16 protein-coding genes are annotated in these 16,309 nt (G+C 72.8%); 4 read left to right on the top strand and 12 right to left on the bottom strand.

The genetic code is table 11. The features are described from left to right. Positions 1-174: 174 nt before the first annotated feature. The 3 genes from ACFPFQ_RS28320 to ACFPFQ_RS28330 form a co-directional block, all read right to left on the bottom strand. The gene (locus ACFPFQ_RS28320; RefSeq protein WP_379624177.1) at positions 175-1,764 is read right to left on the bottom strand and encodes a molybdopterin-dependent oxidoreductase; all 1,590 of its coding nucleotides are present in this window, start codon (positions 1,762-1,764) and stop codon (positions 175-177) included. Between the two features lie 82 nt (positions 1,765-1,846). After that, positions 1,847-2,086, bottom strand: coding sequence for a glutaredoxin family protein (locus ACFPFQ_RS28325; RefSeq protein WP_379624179.1), 240 nt, complete (start codon positions 2,084-2,086; stop codon positions 1,847-1,849). Continuing rightward, positions 2,083-3,657 carry an AMP-binding protein gene (locus tag ACFPFQ_RS28330; RefSeq protein WP_379624181.1) on the bottom strand — a complete coding sequence of 525 codons (1,575 nt, stop codon included), beginning with the start codon at positions 3,655-3,657 and terminating at the stop codon, positions 2,083-2,085. The genes ACFPFQ_RS28325 and ACFPFQ_RS28330 overlap by 4 nt, the downstream gene beginning before the upstream one ends. Before the next feature lie 710 nt (positions 3,658-4,367). Here ACFPFQ_RS28330 and ACFPFQ_RS28335 point away from each other — a divergent pair. From ACFPFQ_RS28335 to ACFPFQ_RS28345, 3 genes are all read left to right on the top strand, one after another. Beyond that, the gene (locus ACFPFQ_RS28335; RefSeq protein WP_379624365.1) at positions 4,368-4,958 is read left to right on the top strand and encodes a sigma-70 family RNA polymerase sigma factor; all 591 of its coding nucleotides are present in this window, start codon (positions 4,368-4,370) and stop codon (positions 4,956-4,958) included. A gap of 196 nt (positions 4,959-5,154) precedes the next feature. Then, positions 5,155-6,639 (top strand): DUF5667 domain-containing protein, encoded by a 1,485-nt coding sequence (locus tag ACFPFQ_RS28340; protein WP_379624183.1) that lies wholly within the window; start codon positions 5,155-5,157, stop codon positions 6,637-6,639. Positions 6,640-6,798: 159 nt separating this feature from the next. After that, complete coding sequence (locus tag ACFPFQ_RS28345) at positions 6,799-7,728, top strand: HAD family hydrolase (RefSeq protein WP_379624185.1); 930 nt, start codon at positions 6,799-6,801, stop codon at positions 7,726-7,728. 91 nt (positions 7,729-7,819) lie between these two features. Here ACFPFQ_RS28345 and ACFPFQ_RS28350 read toward each other — a convergent pair whose 3' ends face one another. Beyond that, on the bottom strand, positions 7,820-8,827 hold the full coding sequence (locus tag ACFPFQ_RS28350) for a lysophospholipid acyltransferase family protein (protein ID WP_379624187.1): 1,008 nt from the start codon (positions 8,825-8,827) through the stop codon (positions 7,820-7,822). On the opposite strand from ACFPFQ_RS28350, the gene ACFPFQ_RS28355 reads away from it, so the two are divergent. Next, positions 8,808-8,999 carry a hypothetical protein gene (locus ACFPFQ_RS28355; protein WP_379624189.1) on the top strand — a complete coding sequence of 64 codons (192 nt, stop codon included), beginning with the start codon at positions 8,808-8,810 and terminating at the stop codon, positions 8,997-8,999. The genes ACFPFQ_RS28350 and ACFPFQ_RS28355 overlap by 20 nt on opposite strands. On the opposite strand, the gene ACFPFQ_RS28360 is transcribed toward ACFPFQ_RS28355, so the two are convergent. The 8 genes from ACFPFQ_RS28360 to ACFPFQ_RS28395 all read right to left on the bottom strand — a co-directional run bounded on the left by ACFPFQ_RS28360 (position 8,974) and on the right by ACFPFQ_RS28395 (position 16,143). Further along, complete coding sequence (locus tag ACFPFQ_RS28360; protein WP_379624191.1) at positions 8,974-10,011, bottom strand: NAD-dependent epimerase/dehydratase family protein; 1,038 nt, start codon at positions 10,009-10,011, stop codon at positions 8,974-8,976. The two genes, ACFPFQ_RS28355 and ACFPFQ_RS28360, sit on opposite strands and share 26 nt — an antisense overlap. Before the next feature lie 176 nt (positions 10,012-10,187). Beyond that, entirely contained in the window at positions 10,188-10,289 is a 102-nt protein-coding gene (locus ACFPFQ_RS28365; protein WP_010241351.1) for a 30S ribosomal protein bS22, read from the bottom strand. Between the two features lie 179 nt (positions 10,290-10,468). Then, positions 10,469-10,678, bottom strand: a complete 210-nt coding sequence (locus tag ACFPFQ_RS28370; protein WP_379624193.1) for a helix-turn-helix domain-containing protein — start codon at positions 10,676-10,678, stop codon at positions 10,469-10,471. Between the two features lie 160 nt (positions 10,679-10,838). Next, positions 10,839-11,651 carry a pyrroline-5-carboxylate reductase gene (proC, locus tag ACFPFQ_RS28375; protein WP_379624195.1) on the bottom strand — a complete coding sequence of 271 codons (813 nt, stop codon included), beginning with the start codon at positions 11,649-11,651 and terminating at the stop codon, positions 10,839-10,841. 178 nt (positions 11,652-11,829) lie between these two features. Next, entirely contained in the window at positions 11,830-12,663 is an 834-nt protein-coding gene (locus tag ACFPFQ_RS28380) for a thioesterase family protein (protein WP_379624197.1), read from the bottom strand. 89 nt (positions 12,664-12,752) lie between these two features. Further along, on the bottom strand, positions 12,753-13,607 hold the full coding sequence (locus ACFPFQ_RS28385; protein WP_379624199.1) for a sugar phosphate isomerase/epimerase family protein: 855 nt from the start codon (positions 13,605-13,607) through the stop codon (positions 12,753-12,755). Next, positions 13,604-15,136 carry a hypothetical protein gene (locus ACFPFQ_RS28390; protein ID WP_379624201.1) on the bottom strand — a complete coding sequence of 511 codons (1,533 nt, stop codon included), beginning with the start codon at positions 15,134-15,136 and terminating at the stop codon, positions 13,604-13,606. The genes ACFPFQ_RS28385 and ACFPFQ_RS28390 overlap by 4 nt, the downstream gene beginning before the upstream one ends. Further along, positions 15,133-16,143: a hypothetical protein gene (locus ACFPFQ_RS28395; RefSeq protein ID WP_379624203.1), complete on the bottom strand. Its 1,011-nt coding sequence runs from the start codon at positions 16,141-16,143 to the stop codon at positions 15,133-15,135. The genes ACFPFQ_RS28390 and ACFPFQ_RS28395 overlap by 4 nt, the downstream gene beginning before the upstream one ends. Positions 16,144-16,309 lie beyond the last annotated feature (166 nt).

Consider the following 16,309-nt stretch of genomic DNA (forward strand, 5'->3'; position numbering starts at 1 on the left):
GCCGCTGCAGGCGCTGAGTGCGACGGTCAGGGCGGCCATGGCACCGACGGCGGCGAGTCGCTGGATCTTTCGCACGGGTGTTCCTCCTCGAGTGAGCCCGGCAGATCCGGACCAGTCACCGGAACCTTCGCCCGCCACGGCCGAACGGTTCGATCAGATGGAGGAACGGCGTGATCAGGCGACGGTGAAGAGGGTGGCAGGCCAGCCGGTGGCACCGTCGGGCACCACGTCGGCGGCCTCCTCGGTCTGGGTCACACCCTTGTGGTCGGTGGCGCGGGTCTGCACGGTGTGGCTGCCGGGCGCGAGGGTGAACTCGCGGCGCCACATCCGCCACGTCGACGTGCTGACCTCGGTGGACAGGTCAGCGACCTGCCACGGGCCGCCGTCCATCCGGACCTCGACCTTGCTGATGCCGGTGGGCTGCGACCAGGCGATGCCGGCCACCGTGACCCGGCCCGCCGGCACGGTGGCCCGGTCCGATGGCAGGTCGATCCGCGCCTCGGTCTTGACCGGGCCCCGCGCCGACCAGCCGCGGTCGATCCAGTAGCCGCTCCTCGCGGCGAACGTCGTGAGCTCCATGTCGGTGATCCACTTGGTGCCCGAGACGTAGCCGTAGAGACCGGGCACCACCATCCGGACCGGGAAGCCGTGCTCGGGTGGGAGCGCCTCCCCGTTCATGCCGACCACGAGCAGCGCACCACGCCCCGGCTCCATGACGACGTCGGTGGGCGTGCCCGCCGTCCAGCCGTCGACGCTCGTGGTGAGGATCTGGTCGGCCCCCGGCCGGACGCCCGCCTCCAGCAGGATGTCGCGCAGCTCGACGCCGATGAAGTTGGCCGTGGAGATCAGGTCGCCGCCGACGGGGTTGGACACGCAGGTCATCGTGATCGGCCGCTCCACGAGCCGGCGGGCCAGCAGGTCGTCGAACGTGAGCGAGATCTCCTTGCCGACCATGCCGTGGATCCGCAGCTTCCACGACTCCGCTGCCTGGCTCGGGATCCGCAGCGCGACGTCGATCCGGTAGAAGTCCGCGTTCGCCGTGAGGAACGTCGGCGTGCCCGACTCGGGGAACGCCGCGCCCGCCGGGAGCGCCGGGGCCCGCTCCGCGAGCGGCAGCTGGGCCAGTCGGGCGGTGACGGCGGCCCGCGAGTCGACGAGCCCGCGGCCGAGCAGCTCCCCGGCGGCCCCGGCCCCGAGGCCCAGCACGCCGACCGCGGCCGAGGAGGACAGCAGCACCGTGCGCCGGGACACCCCGCCCGCCGCCGGTGCCCCCGGTCCCTCGACGTGGACGGCCAGCGCCCTGCGGTGCAGCTGACGGAAGGCCAGCACGCCGGCGCCGAGCGCCACAGCGGGCGCGATGAGGTCGAGCGGGCTGAACGTGGGGGCGAGCACCACGGCGAGGAACCCGATCACGCCGAGCCCCATGATGATCCGCGTCGCCGGCTCGGGGCGGTGCCTGCCGAGGATCCCCGCGACGGCCGCGACCACGACGAGCACGACCGCGACACCGATCTTGAGCAGCAGCTTGTCCCATACCGGGCCGAGCGACTTGCCGAACTCGGTGAGCCACGACGGCGACAGCCGCACCACCGCGTCGGCCACCGAGATGAAGGGTGACGACCCGGGCGAGACGATCCCGGCCACCAGGTGCGCCACGCCGAGTGCCGCGCCCACCGACAGCAAGCCGAGTCCGGCGGCGACCGCCCAGTGGATGCCGGATCGACGGGGGGCGGTCGGACGGGGCGGTGCGACGGTGGTGCTCACGGCGCCAGCGTCGTCCTGCGGTGCCGGGCTCGCCAACTGCCGTCCCGAGTTCGTAAGACTCCGTCGAGGGCGTGGCGACACCTCAGCGGGCGAGCGCGGCGCGGAAGCGCTCCTCCTCGACCCGGAAGAAGCCGTGCTGCCTGTCGTCGATCATGATGACCGGCACCTGGTCGCCGTACTCCGCACGCAGCTCCGGGTCGGAGTCGACGTCGACGGCCGTCCAGGTCTCACCCAGCTCACCGCAGATCCGGGCCACCACGTCCTCGGCCTTGGTGCACAGCGAGCAGTTGACGCGCGTGTAGACCGTGACGCGGGCACTCATTCGGGGGCCTGCCCGGCCAGCTGGCGGCGCGCGACCTTGCCGGTGGGGGTGCGCGGCAGCACGTCCACGAACTCGAACACCGCGGGCACCTTGAACCGGGCCAGCCGGATGACGCAGTGCTCGCGCACCTGCTCCTCGGTCAGCTCGGCGCCAGCGGCCCGCACCAGCACCGCCTTGACCGCCTCGCCCGCCCGCTCGTCGGGCACCCCGACGACGGCGGCCTCCGCGATCCCCGGCAGCTCGGCGAGCACCTGCTCCACCTCGCGCGGGTAGACGTTGAAACCGTTCACGATGACCAGGTCCGAGGACCGGTCCACCAGGTGCAGGTCGCCGTCGGCATCGAGGAAGCCGACATCGGCCGTGCGGAACCAGCCGTCGGCGTCCGGGCCGCCCGCACCGTCGGGCCAGTACCCGGAGAACAGGTTGGGGCCGCGCACCGAGACGAGCCCGGTGTCGTGGGCCGGATCGGAGACGTACTCGTCGATGTCGTCGGGGTCCGGATCGGCGCCCGCGTCGAGGGGGCGGCCGTCGGCGTCCACCAGCCGCAGCTCGACCCCCGGCAGTGGCCTGCCGACCGAGCCCGGCTTCGGTTCGCTGCCGTACGGGTTGGTGGTGAGCACCGGGCCGCATTCGGTGAGCCCGTATCCCTCGAAGACCGACAGCCCGGTGGCCTCCCGGAACCCCGCGAGCCACTGCCGGGGCAGCGGCGCCCCGCCCGAGGTGCACAGCCGCACGCCCGCGGTGGCCTCGCGCAGCCTCGCGGCCGGCAGGTCGAGCAACGACCGGAACATCGTCGGCACCCCGGCCAGCCCGCTCACCCGGTGCTCGACGAGCACGTCGGCGATGTGGTCGGCGTCGAACCGGTCGGTGAGCACGACGGTGGCGCCCGCCCAGCACACCTGCAGGAACCCGGCGGCCAGCCCGAAGACGTGGAACAGCGGCAGCGACAACAGCACCCGGTCGACCGGCGTGATCGGCGCCGGCCGGAGCGCGGCCGTCTGCTCGCGGTTGGCCAGCACCGCCCGGTGCGAGAGGCGCACGCCGCGCGGGGTGCCCGTGGTGCCGGAGGTGTAGACGAGCAGAGCGATGTCCTCCGGGTCACCCGTCGGGGTGATCGTCGCCGCGTCCGGGGCGCCGGCCGTGACGTCCGGCGAGGTCAGCACGGTCGCCCCGGCAGCGGCCGCGGCCTCCACCGCCGCCCGGTCACCCTCCGCAGCCACCACGACCGACGGGGCGCAGTCGGCGAACACGATCTGCAGCTCACGCAGCACGGCGATCGGCCCGTACGGGACGGCGACGGCTCCGGCCCGCAGCGCACCCAGCACGGCCACGCAGAACGCGGCCCCGTTGGCCAGCCTGATCACCACTCGATCACCGTTGACAACGCCTGCGGAACGCAGCCGTGCGACCTCCGCGGAGACCGCCCCGTCGAGCATCGCCCACGTGAGCGTGTTTCCGCTGGTCACGTCCACGATTGCGGGGTGCTCCGGGATGCGGGTGGCGGCCCGCGTCACAAGATCGGCCACGTGCGACGGCGGCCGTTCCGCGGGGCGGATGGTCGAGCTGTCCACGGCACTCCTGGGTCTGATCGACGGGCGGGGGCCTCGATGCCTGAGTTTGGCATGGACCGAGCGGCGCGAGCGCCACGACGCTCAGCGCGCCCGCCACGGTGTCAGCGCGCTGACACGCCCGATCCCATGACGTTGACCGCGCGTAGTCAGCCGCTCACCGGAACGAACCGACGCCGAGCGGCGGTGCGTGCTTCGACACACCTCCGCGGTCGTATGCTCCGCCGCTACAGCCAACTCAACGCGTCACCGCACATGTTCGTCGCGAGACTCACCCAAGGGAGTGGCATGCAGCCTGTTGACAGCGCACCGCGGGCCGTCCCGCGGCGAGGTGTCCGACACGGTGCAACGGCCAGCCCGAACCGATGACCCGCCCGATGCGATCGCCCCGGTTGCTCCGCACCGACACCGCCCGTTCCCCAGCGGGTGGGGAGGTTTCGATGCCCCCGACGTCCGCTCCCCCGGTCGGAGCGCCCCCAGGTAGCCCTCCGGGCAGCCACCAGGGCAGCACCGGCCTGCAGGCACCCGACACCGACGCGGCGGTCCCCCGGCCGCGCCAGCAGAGCGCTGCCGAGTCGGCCCGCGCCGGATCCGCTTCCGCCGGGCCGGCCCAGGTCGGATCGGCCCAGGTCGGCCACATCGACCATCCGGCCGGGGCACCTGCGCCGGTCCCCCACGACAGCCGCGCACCGCACGCCGGCCCGGACGAGGCATTGACAGCAACGACCGTTACCGCGCAGATCGGCGACCACGAGGACGAGACCGGCGCATGGGCGCTGGTGAAGTCCGCGCAGGCCGGGGACATGTCCGCGTTCGGCGAGCTCTTCGACCGGTACTACGACGTGGTGTTCCGCTACGTGCTCTTCCGCATGGGCGATCGCACCCTGGCCGAGGACATCACCCAGGAGACGTTCGTCCGGGCGCTGCGTCGGATCACGTCGGTGAGCTACCAGGGTCGCGACATCGGGGCGTGGTTCGTCACGATCGCCCGCAACCTGATCTTCGACCACGTGAAGTCGAGCCGCTACCGGCTCGAGCAGACCACGAGCGAGATCGCCGACCACTCGCCGATCACCAACGGCCCCGAGCAGCAGGTGCTCGACGGCGCCACCAACGACGAGCTGATCCGGTGCGTCCGCAAGCTCAACCCCGACCAGCAGGAGTGCATCCAGCTCCGGTTCCTGCAGGGCCTGTCCGTCGCGGAGACCGCGCGGATCATGGACCGGAACGAGGGCGCCGTGAAGGCGCTCCAGCACCGCGCGGTGCGCAGGCTGGCCCAGCTGCTCCCGGAGGGCCTCCGATGAGTGCGCGACTTATCGGCGGTTGCCCCCCGAGCGTTACGGGTGCGACGAATGAACGACTCGATGCGGTGAACGGTCTCCGACCCGTAACTCGGCGCTCCACGGCTCGTTGTGTGGGTGAACGTCGAAAGAGCAGTGCCCTGTGCGAGCAGGACACGACGACTTCGTACAGCGCAGGGATGCAGTGAGGACGGCCAACATGCCCGCCGAACAGGGCAAGGACGCAGAGCGGTTCGCCGCGGCTGTGGAACAGGGGCGAACCCCCGGTTCCACCGACGCCGAGCTGCAGCGGGACCTGGAGATCGTGGCGATGCTGCGATCCCGGACTGCGGAGTTCGCGCCGCACCCGGACGCCAAGGCACGCGCCAAGCAACGGCTGATGGCCGTGCTGGCCGCCGAGCAGGCCGGACCAGGTACCGGCAACCGGCCGCCGTCGGGTCCGCCTGCCGTCCCCCATGCCCTGTCCTCCCGCGCCATGTTCGCCCGGCCCACCGTCGAGGAGCAGACGGCCCCGATGGGTCGGCTGGCAGGCGGCCCCGTCCCGGCCGACGCCAACTCCGTCACCACGCAGATGCCGGCGGTGCCGGTCGTCACCAACGAGCTCGGCTCCGAGCCGGAGGCTCCCGACGGCGAGGGCGGCATCACGATCGTCCGCTCCGGACGACGCGGGCGCCACACCATGCCCAACCGGCCGGCACGCGGTGGCGGCAGCCAGCGCCCGGCCCGACCGAGCATCCGCAGGCGTGCGGTGCTCGTCGGTTCGGCCGCGCTGGTGATGCTCGTCGCACTCACCGGCGGCGGGATCTTCGCCAGCCGCAACGCGTTGCCCGGCGACAGCCTCTACGGCGTCAAGCGCGCCGCCGAGTCGGCAGGCCTCGCCCTCACCTTCGACGATGCCGCCAAGGCGCGCCGCCAGCTCGAGCTCGCCACCACGCGCCTCGACGAGATCGAGAAGATGTCGGCCGCGAAGCCGCAGACCGCAGCCGACCCGGCGCTCTACCGGTCGGCGATCGAGGACTTCGACGCCGCCACCGGTGAGGGCTCGCGCATGCTGCTCGCCATCAACAACGACGGCAGCGCCAACGCGCTCGGCGACCTGCGCAAGTGGGCGGCCGAGCAGTCCGCCCGACTCTCCTCGCTCAGTGCGGCCCTGCCGTCCGGTGCCGGCGCCAAGGACTCGATCCAGCTGCTGGACCGGCTGCTCGGCCGGGCCAAGGCGCTGCAGGCCCGTGCGGACTGCACCGAGATCACCTCGGGCGCCGTCGACGACCTCGGACCGCTTCCCGCCGAGGGTGCCTGCACGCCGCGCCCGATCGACCCGGGCGCGGTGCCCGGCCTCGCGGGCGGCAAGACCAACAGCGGTTCCGGCAAGACCGGCCAGACCCCGGGCACCACGCAGCCGGACTCCATCTCCGGTTCGGGCTCGCCCGACGCCGGTCCGGGCACCACCACGCCGGAGGGCGAGCCGACGACGGGTGGCAACGGGCTGCTGCCGGGCATCGACACCCCGGATCTGGGACTGCCCGACAAGGTCGGTACCAGCGCCGACGCGGGGACCCCGACGAGCTCCACGGCCCCCACCGGCGGGCCGGGCAACGTCTCCATCCCGTTGCCGCTGCCCCTGCTGCCGCCGATCACGCTGCCGCCGCTGCTCCCCGGGCTGCCCGGCATCACCATCGGCTGACACCTGCCGCACGTCGACCCCACCGAGGCCGTCGCGGGATTCCCGCGGCGGCCTCGGTGTCGTTGGACCCATCGGCGGGATCGTCGGCAGTCTCGTCGGCATCCGCCAGTAGGCTGCACGGACAAGACCCCTGACCGGAGGCCGCGCGTGCTTGGAGATGTGGACCCCGCCACGGACGGGAACCACGAGCCCGTCGCAACCGTCGACACGGCAACCGTCGACACGGCAACCACCGATACAGCCGACACCGGCGCGGCCGACACCGAGCTGGTGGCGGGTGCCGCCATCGACATCGACGCAGGCCCGGCCGATGCGCCGGAGGTCGATCTGACGGCCGCCGCGTTCTTCGACGTCGACAACACGATGATGGTCGGCGCGTCGATCTTCCACTTCGCCCGCGGGCTCGCCGCCCGCAAGTTCTTCACCACCGCCGATCTCGCCGGGTTCGCCTGGCAGCAGTTCAAGTTCCGGATCGGCGGGCGGGAGACGAAGTACTCCACCACCACCGGCCGCGACACGGCGCTGTCGTTCGTCGCGGGCCGCCCGGTCGCCGAGATCAACGCGCTCGGCGAGGAGATCTACGACGAGCTGATGGCCGACCGGATCTGGGCGGGCACCCGCGCGCTCGCCCAGATGCACCTCGACGCCGGCCAGCGGGTCTGGCTGGTCACCGCCACGCCCGTGGAGCTGGCGCTGATCATCGCGCGCCGGCTGGGGCTCACCGGGGCGCTCGGCACGGTCGCGGAGAGCGTCGACGGCCACTACACCGGCCGGCTCGTCGGCGAGATCCTGCACGGGCCCGCCAAGGCCCACGCCGTGCGTCAGCTCGCCGTGTCCGAGGGGCTCGACCTGCGCCGCTGCACGGCCTACTCCGACTCCGTCAACGACGTGCCGATGCTCTCGGCCGTGGGCACTGCGGTGGCCGTCAATCCCGATGCCGAGCTGCGCGACGTCGCCAAGGAGCGCGGCTGGCAGATCCGCGACTTCCGCACCGGGCGCAAGGCCGCACGCATCGGTGTACCCACGGTGCTGGGCGCGGGGGCGCTGGCCGGTGCCGTCGCCGCCGGGGTGGCGTACCGCAAGCGCTGACGCACTTCGCACACCGTCACCAGTCCTCGCACACGTTCCACGGTGTGCGACAACGGGAGAACCTGTGCGACGTCGGGATGGTGGTGCTAGGTCAGCCCAGGAACGCGTTGCGGCGCTGGCTGAGCAGCCGGTAGAGGGTGTGCTGGATGGTCTCGCGCACCTGGTCGGTCAGGTTGAACACCGTCATGGGGTCCTCGGCCTCCGACGCGCCGAGCTGGTCGGTGCGGATCGGCTCGCCGAACTCGATGTACCACTTCGACGGCAGCGGGACGAGTCCCAGCGGCCCCAGCAGCGGGAACGTGGGCGTGACGGGGAAGTAGGGCGCCCCGAACAGGCGGGCGAGCGGCTTGATGTCGCCGATCTTGGGGTAGATCTCCTCGGCGCCCACGATCGAGCACGGGACGATCGGCACCCCGGTGCGCAGCGCCGCCGAGACGAACCCGCCCCGGCCGAACCGCTGCAGCTTGTAGCGATCGCGGAACGGCTTGCCGATGCCCTTGAACCCCTCCGGCCACACGCCGACCAGCTCGCCGGAGGTCATCAGGCGCTCCGCATCCGGCGTGCAGGCCAGCGTGCTGCCCTGCTTGCGCGCGAGCGCGCCCACCCCCGGCAGCCGGAACATCAGGTCGGCGCCGAGCATGCGCAGGTGGCGCTGGGCCGGGTGGTCGTCGTGCAGTGCGACGGCCGTCATCAGCGAGTCCAGCGGCAGCGTGCCGGAGTGGTTGGCGACGATCAGCGCGCCGCCCTCTGACGGCACGTTGTGCATGCCGATCGTCTCGGTGCGGAACCACTTCCCGTAGAGCGGGCGCAGCACCGGGAGGATGACGTTGTCGGTGAGATCGACGTCGAAGCCGAAGTCGTCGACCGCGTACTCGCCTTCCAGCCTGCGGCGCACGAACGCCAGCGTCTGTGCCAGCGTCTCCTCCCAGGCGGCCGCGGACTGCTCGGCGCCCGGCTCGGCATCGGCGGGCCGGTCGAGGTCCGTGGGGGGCTCGGGGGCGGCCGGAGCGGGCTCCGGCGAGACGGACGGACCGAGGCGCCACTTCGTTCGGGCCCCGGTGCCGTCGGCGTGCAGCGGGATGACACGGGCTTCCGGCACGGCGGCTCCCTTCCTCGCGCTCGCGTTGTCGGCGGCGCCCGATCCGGCGGGCACCGCCCTCGTCCGAGCAGCGCCGGTCCGCGTCGTCCGGCGCAGCTCGCGTGGTGCGGGGGCGGCTGCCACCCGCCGCGGTGTCTTCGGCGGCGTCATCGCAGCGCCCGCGCCGCAGTGAGCACACCGCGCTCCACCTGCGCGATCCGTTCCGAGGGCACCACCCGGTGCAGCGCCGTGCCCCGCACGTAGTCGTCGAAGGCCTGCGTGGTGGTCCAGCGCGGCGTGAACCCGAACTGGCGGCGCAACCTGCCGTTGTCGACCACCCGGCCGAAGTTGAGCAGGCGCATCTGCTCCGGGGAGAAGTCGACGATCCGGGCGCTGCGGAACAGCCTGCCGACCGGGCCGACGGCCATCTGCGGCACCGGCAGCGTCAACCGGCCGGCGCGGCGGATGGCCTGCGACAGCATCAGCACGCCGTCGGCCGCCACGTTGAACGTGCCGGGGATGTCGTGGCTGGCCGCGCGTTCGAGCACCGCCAACGCGTCCTCCTCGTGCAGCAGCTGCACGCGGGCGTCATAGCCGAGGACGGTGGGCACCACCGGCAGCGCGAAGTAGCGGGTGAAGATGGAGTCGATGCGCGGGCCGATGAAGTTGGCGAAGCGCAGCACCGTGACCGAGACGTCCGGGCGGCGCCGGGCGAACCCGCGCAGGTAGCCCTCGATCTCGGCGGCGTCCTTCGCGTAGCCGCCGGAAGGCAGCTCCTTCGGCATCATCGTCTCGTCGAACAGCGCCGGATCGCGGGGGCTGGCGCCGTACACGACGGTGGTGGACTTGAGCACCACGCGCCGCACGGTCGGTGCCTTCTGGCACGCCGCGAGCAGCTGCATCGTGCCGATGACGTTCATCTCCTTCGTCGCCGCGCGGTTGCCCGAGTTACCGGGATTGGCCGACAGCGAGGCGTGGACGACGGTGTCGACCGACGCCTGGGAGATGACCTTGGCGATGAGCGGGTTGCGGATGTCGGCGCGCACGAACTCGGCACGACCCATCCGGCGCAGCAGATCACGCGGCGGGGGCACGGTGTCGACCCCGAGCACCCGCTCGATGTCCGGGTTGGCGGCGAGGCGAGCGGCCAGGTGACCCCCGAGGAACCCGCTGACACCGGTCACGAGCACAACGGACGGGGTCACGGCACAACCTCTGCGGATACGTGTGGATGCGGCGGGTGACGATGCTAGCCCGCGTTGCCGACGCGTGGGGCCAGGCACGGCACATCGTGAGCGGACGCACCCCCGCACGTGTCGAAAGGCGGCGAAACGGCAACGGCCGGCGAGATACTCGCCGGCCGTTGCTCGAGCTTCGACTACTACTTACCCAACTTGCGACGCTGCACGCGGGTCTTGCGAAGCAGCTTGCGGTGCTTCTTCTTCGACATCCGCTTGCGGCGCTTCTTGATGACTGAGCCCATGCGTCGGCCCTTCCTGATCGTGGCGCGACCACGAGGGCCGCAGGGTGCGGTGGAGAGGCCCGACCGTACGTCCGGCAATCGGCGACGGAGCGTCGACTGCGGGCGTAGTCAGGCACGACCGATTGCCCATCCTACCGGCGGCTTCGCAGACCGACCGCGCGGGAGTGCGCCCGCGGGCGTCAGCCTGCGTCGAAGTAGGCGCTGCGGAGGTAGTCCTCCACGGCGCGCTTGGGTACGCGGAACGATCGACCCACGCGAGCGGCCGGCAGATCACCGCCGTGGACGAGGCGGTACACCGTCATCTTCGACACGCGCATCATCGCCGCGACCTCGGCCACCGTCAGGAACTGCACCTGGGCGAGGTGGATCTCGGGCTGCTCGGTAGCCATCCGATCACCGCTTTCGTTCCTCCACCGGATGCCGGCCCCACGGACGGTCCTGGTGTACCTGGTGAGCTTAGCGGTGCCGGTGTGACGACTTCGACACCCCACTGCACTCATGTGTGGAATTGAGGTTCGCGTCAGGGTGAGAGTGAGTAGTCCGATCGGGTCAAAGCTGTTCGGCCAGCCGTCCCAGTTCCACCGAACGGTCGCGGGCGGCCTCGATCGCGGCGATCAGCGCGGCGCGCACGCCGTGCTTCTCCAGCTCGCGCACCGCGGCGATCGTCGTGCCGGCGGGTGAGGTGACGGCCTCCCGCAGGATGACGGGGTGGTCACCGGACTCCTGCATCATCCGGGCCGCACCGAAGGCCGACTGCACGATCAGGTCGGCCGCGACCGTGCGCGGCAGCCCGAGCAGGATGCCGGCGTCGATCATCGCCTCGACCAGGAAGAAGAAGTAGGCCGGCCCGGATCCCGACAGCGCGGTGACCGCGTCCTGCTGCGACTCCGGCACCCGCACGACCCGACCGACGGAGGCCAGCAGCTTCTCGACGGTCCCGAGCTGGTCGTCGGTGGCGTGGGTGCCGGGCGAGATGGCGCTCATGGCCTCCCCGACGAGCATCGGGGTGTTGGGCATGACCCGCACCACCGCCGTGCCGGCGGGCAGCGCCTTCTCGAACAGCGACGTGGGCAACCCCGCGCACAGCGAGACCACGAGCGTGCCGGTGCGCAGCACCGGCGCGAGCTCGGCCAGCACCGGCCGGATGTCCTGGGGCTTCACGGCCACCACGATGATGTCGCCGTGCGCCGCGGCGGCCGCGACGTCCACCGCGGCGACGCCGTGGCGCGCGGTCAGCTCGGCGGCCCGTCCCTCGTGGCGTTCGGTGAAGACCAGCTCGTCGGCGGGCCAGCCGGCAGCCAGCAGCCCGGCCAGCAGGGCCTCGCCGATCTTCCCGGCGCCGAGCACCGCGATCCGTGTCATGCGGGAGACGGTAGCCGCCGCGGTGGGCCGCGCGCCTCCCCCTTTGCCGCTACCCGCCCGGCCCGCCCCCGCCGACCTGCAGCATGGTGGCCATCCAAGCGTTGGATCGCAGGATGGCCACCATGCTGCGATCCGGGACGGCAGCGGGACGGCAGCGGGACGGCAGCGTGGGCAGCTGTCAGGGGCGCTTCGTCGGCGCCAGTGCCAGCTGGCGGGCCTGGCAGATCAACCGGCCGGCGGCGTCGATCACCGTGACGTCCTCGTCGAACCAGCCGCCCCCGATCATCGTCGAGCGGGACTCCAGCCGCAGCCAGCCGGGGGCGGGCCGTCCGCGCAGCAGCGCCGTGAGCTGCACGGTGGGCGCCCAGCCGAAACGGCCGCTCAGGTTGAAGACCGTGGGGGGCAGCGCATCACCCGCCAGCAGCGCGAACAGGACGTCCACGGGCTCGTCACGGGGCCGTACCCAGCCCTGCAGCACCGGCGGACCCTGCTCGCCACGCGAGAACGCGAACGTCTCCGGGTCGCAGCGCAGCTCGCAGGCCTTCGCGAGGCCGAAGGTCGCGGCGCCCACGCCGGGGTCGACGGCGTCCGGGGTCGGCTCGGCCGGCATGTTCGGCAGATCGGCGTAGAGCGGCTCGTCGTCGGCGAGCCGGCCCGCCGTGATCGTCGCGGTGATCATCAGCTTGCCGCCCTGCTCCATCCGCGTGGAGACGACCGACGCGGTGCGACCCAGCTTGAGCACCTCGGTACTGATCTCCACGCTGCCGAGGTCGGGCGCGCGCAGGAAGTCGGCCGAGACGGCCAGTGGATCGGGGGCGGCACCAGGGGCATCGGCATCGAGGCGGGCGAGCCCGGCCTTCGCCAGCAGCACGAGCAGTAGCCCGCCGTGCGCCTTGGGCCCGACGGCCCACAGCGGGCCCAGCTCGGCGCGGTAACGGCCCTCGCCGAGCGGGTGGACCTCGATCGCGGCGCTGAACGGGGGCACGGTCGCCGGGACGACCCCCGCTGTCATCGGACGGCCCGTGCCGGAGCGGGGCGACAAGTTCGCATTCCTCACCTTTATCACCGTGAGACGCGGCGCCCTAACGCATGTGACGCGGTCTACTGGGCAGTAGCCGCAACGTGCGGCTGCCGGTCGCCCGGCCCCGCGGTGGGCTGCAGGTGCAGGCGCGCGAACAGGAGCGACTCCGCCAGCAGCGCGACCCGCTCGTAGCGGGTGCGGCACCGCCGGGTGCTGATCTCGATGACCACGACGCCGGAGTAGTTGCTGTCGGCCAGTCGCTCGCACACCTCGGCGCAGGGCTGGTTGCCCCGTCCCGGCACCAGGTGCTCGTCGCGGGGTGCACCGCTGCCGTCGGTGAGGTGGACGTGGGCCAGCCCGTCGCCCATCCGGTCGAGCATCGCGAGCGCGTCGGAACCCGCGGCGGCGGTGTGGGACAGGTCGAGCGTGTAGTGCGCGTGGCCGACCTCGGTGGGGTCGATGCCGGGGCTGTAGGGCACCGTGCGCACCCCGCCGCGCACCACCGGGAACATGTTCTCCACCGCGAGCGCGACACCGGCGTGCTCACCGGCGCGGGCCACCTCGGCGGCGAACTCGGCCGCGTAGCGGCGCTGCCAGCGAAACGGCGGGTGCAGGACGACGGTACGGGCGCCGAGGTCGGCTGCAGCGGTGACGGAGCGGCGGATGCGACCGATCGGATCGGCACCCCAGACGCGCTGGGTGACGGCGAGGCAGGGCGCGTGGACGGCGAGCACCGGCACCCCGTAGCGCTCGGCCAGCCGCGAGACGGCGCTGACGTTCTGGCTCACCGGGTCGGTCCACACCATCAGCTCGACGCCGTCGTAGCCCAGCTCGGCGGCCAGCTCGAAGGCCGCACGGGCGGGCTCGGGGTACACCGAAGCCGTGGAGAGCGCCACGAGGGGCGCCGGCCGGATCTCCGGCTGCACGCGTGTCATCTCCCCAGGAGTACCAGAATCGCGGGTGACACGGTCAGGAGCAGCCCGACGCCCACCGCGAACAGCGTGGTGCGCATGTCGTTGTTGCGCAGCAGTGCCCGCACGACCACCACGAGCCCGATGGTGACCAGCACTGCAGCGGCCAGCGCCACCACCGGGAGCTCGCGCCACAGGAAGCGGAAGCCGACCCAGAGCGCGGCGCCACCGATCGCGCCGATGATCCACTGTGCGACGACGGCGGCCCAGGCCTGCCCCGGGGACGACTCGCCGGCCCCGCGGCCCAGCCGGCGCCGCTGCGGCGCGTCGAGCTCGTCGTCGTCGTACTCGTCGTCGTCGAGATCGGAACCCAGCCCGGCCGGGTGGTCGAAGTCCATCGGCGTGGACGCCTGCGTGGGCGGGCCCCCCTCGTCGTCGGCATTGGCGCGCCGTCCCGTGCGCTTGCGGTGCCACGACTCCGCGCCGGTCGGTGCGGCGCCGACCATCGTGGCCGGGCCGCCGTCGGCGTCGGCCGCCCACTCGCCACCGTCGTCGAGATCCTGACGACCGGCCTCGCGGGCCTTCTCGGCACGCGCGGACTCGGCCCATTCCGACGCCGGACCGGCCGGTGCCGGAGCGGAGGCGGCGGGTGAGAGTCGCTGGACATCGATCGGCCCGGTGAGCCCGGGATCGATGGTGCCGCCACGGGCGCCCTCGCGGGCACCGTCGCGGACGCGCGGCAGCTGCTCGGTGGCGTGATCGACGGCGGGCCGCTCGGCCGGGGGCGCATAGGCCTCGGCCGGGCTGCCGGTCACGGGCACGCCGCTGGTGGGCACGCCGTTCGCGGGAGCGCCGTTCGTCGGAGCACCGTTCGGGGGAGCACCGTTCGGGGAAGCTCCGATGAGCGGGCCACCGTTGACCGGAGCACCGTTGAGCGGGCTGCTGGTGAGCGGGCTGCCGTTGGCCGGAGCGCCGTTGGCCGGGCCCCCGTTCGACGGCGGCGGCCCGTAACCCCGGTCGAGTGCCTGGCTGCCCGTGGCCTGCTGCGGCGGGAACTGGCCGGTGGGCTGCGCGTAGGGACGCTCGGCCCGGTCCCGCCGATCGACGCGGCGGGCGGGCGGCGGCGCAACCGGGCGCGGCGCGTCGAGCACCGGCTCGGGCGCCATCGCGCGCTGCTGCGGCGGGGCGGGCTCGTGTGGCACCGGCTCGCGGAGCACGGCCCGGTCGGGAACCGGCTCGCGCGGCACCGGTTCACGCAGGACCGCGCGGTCGGGACCGCCCGGCGGGGCAGCGCGACGGCCCGGCGCGGCGTTGCCGCCGAAGCCACCATCACGCGTGGCCGCGTCCTTGAACGACGCGGCGCCGAAGGTGTCCTCGGTGATGAGGTCACCACCGAACGCGGGGCCGCCTGCTTGCTCGGGGGGTGAACCACCGTCGTCAGGGGCCTCGGGCGCGCGCCGGCGATGCCGGCGACCGGTTGCACCGGTTTCGCCGTGCGCAGCCAGCAGCTCAGCGACCGTGCGCTGGCGGGGGTGGTCGGTCTCGGAACTCATCCCGTACACCGTGCCTCGTACGTCGTCAAGCGTCCAAGACCACCCGGCGAGTCCTGCGCCGAGCGGTCTATCTGGGCCGTCCCATCGAGCGTGTCGAGCCTCCGGAGGATCACTCCTTCGCGCAATGCCCATGGGCAGATCTCGAGCTGCGTGACCCGCAGCGCCCGCATCGCGGCCTCCGCGACGAGCGCTCCGGCCACGAGCTGGTGCGATCGGCTGGCGCTGACGCCCTCGAGTTCTGCGAGGTCGTCGGACGACATCCGGGTGATGAAGGCGGCGAGCTGGCGCAGCCCCACATCGGTGAGCCGGCGACGGGTGCGGGGCCCCGCGCTCGACGGGGCGGCGCCGGTGAGGCGCGCGAGCGAGCGGAACGTCTTGGACGTGCCGACGGCGAGCTCCGGCGTGCCGACGCGGCGCAGCCTGCGGCCGACGGGCTCCAGCACGGTGTCGAGGTGCTCGCGCAGGCCTTCGATCTCGCGCCGCGACGGTGGGTCGGACTTGAACCACTCGCGGGTGAGCCGACCGGCGCCGAGCGGGAGCGACGCGGCTGCGGCCGGGTGCTCGTCGTGTCCGGCGGCGAGCTCGAGGGAGCCACCGCCGATGTCGAGCACCAGCAACCGGCCTGCCGACCAGCCGTACCAGCGGCGGACGGCGAGGAACGTGTAGCGGGCCTCGTCCTCACCGGGCAGTACCTGCAGACCGACGCCGGTCTCGTCGCGCACGCGGGCGAGCACGGCTGCCGAGTTGGTGGCGTCGCGCAGTGCGGACGTGGCGAAGGCCAGCAGGTCGGTGCAGCCGGCAGCGGCGGCGGACGCGTTGGCCTTGACGACCGTGCGGACCAGCGCATCGGCGCCCGCGGCGGTGAGCGCGCCGCTCTTGTCGAGGTTCTCGGCGAGGCGCAGCTCGGCCTTCTCCGACGTCATCGGCGTCGGGTGCCCGCCACGGTGCGCGTCCACCACGAGGAGGTGGACGGTGTTGGATCCGACGTCGAGGACACCCAGCCGCACGGGGCAAGGCTACGCGACCCCGTCATGGGGTCGTGACCGATCGCGTCACAGACAGCGACGACGCCGATCCGTTCCGCTCTTCACGGCGCCCCGCTCCGGTTGCAGGAAGGCCACCTTCCCGCAAGATTCCTGCGGGAAGGTGGCCTTCCTGACCACGGTGCGGGGC

The organism is Pseudonocardia sp. GCM10023141 (assembly GCF_042653605.1).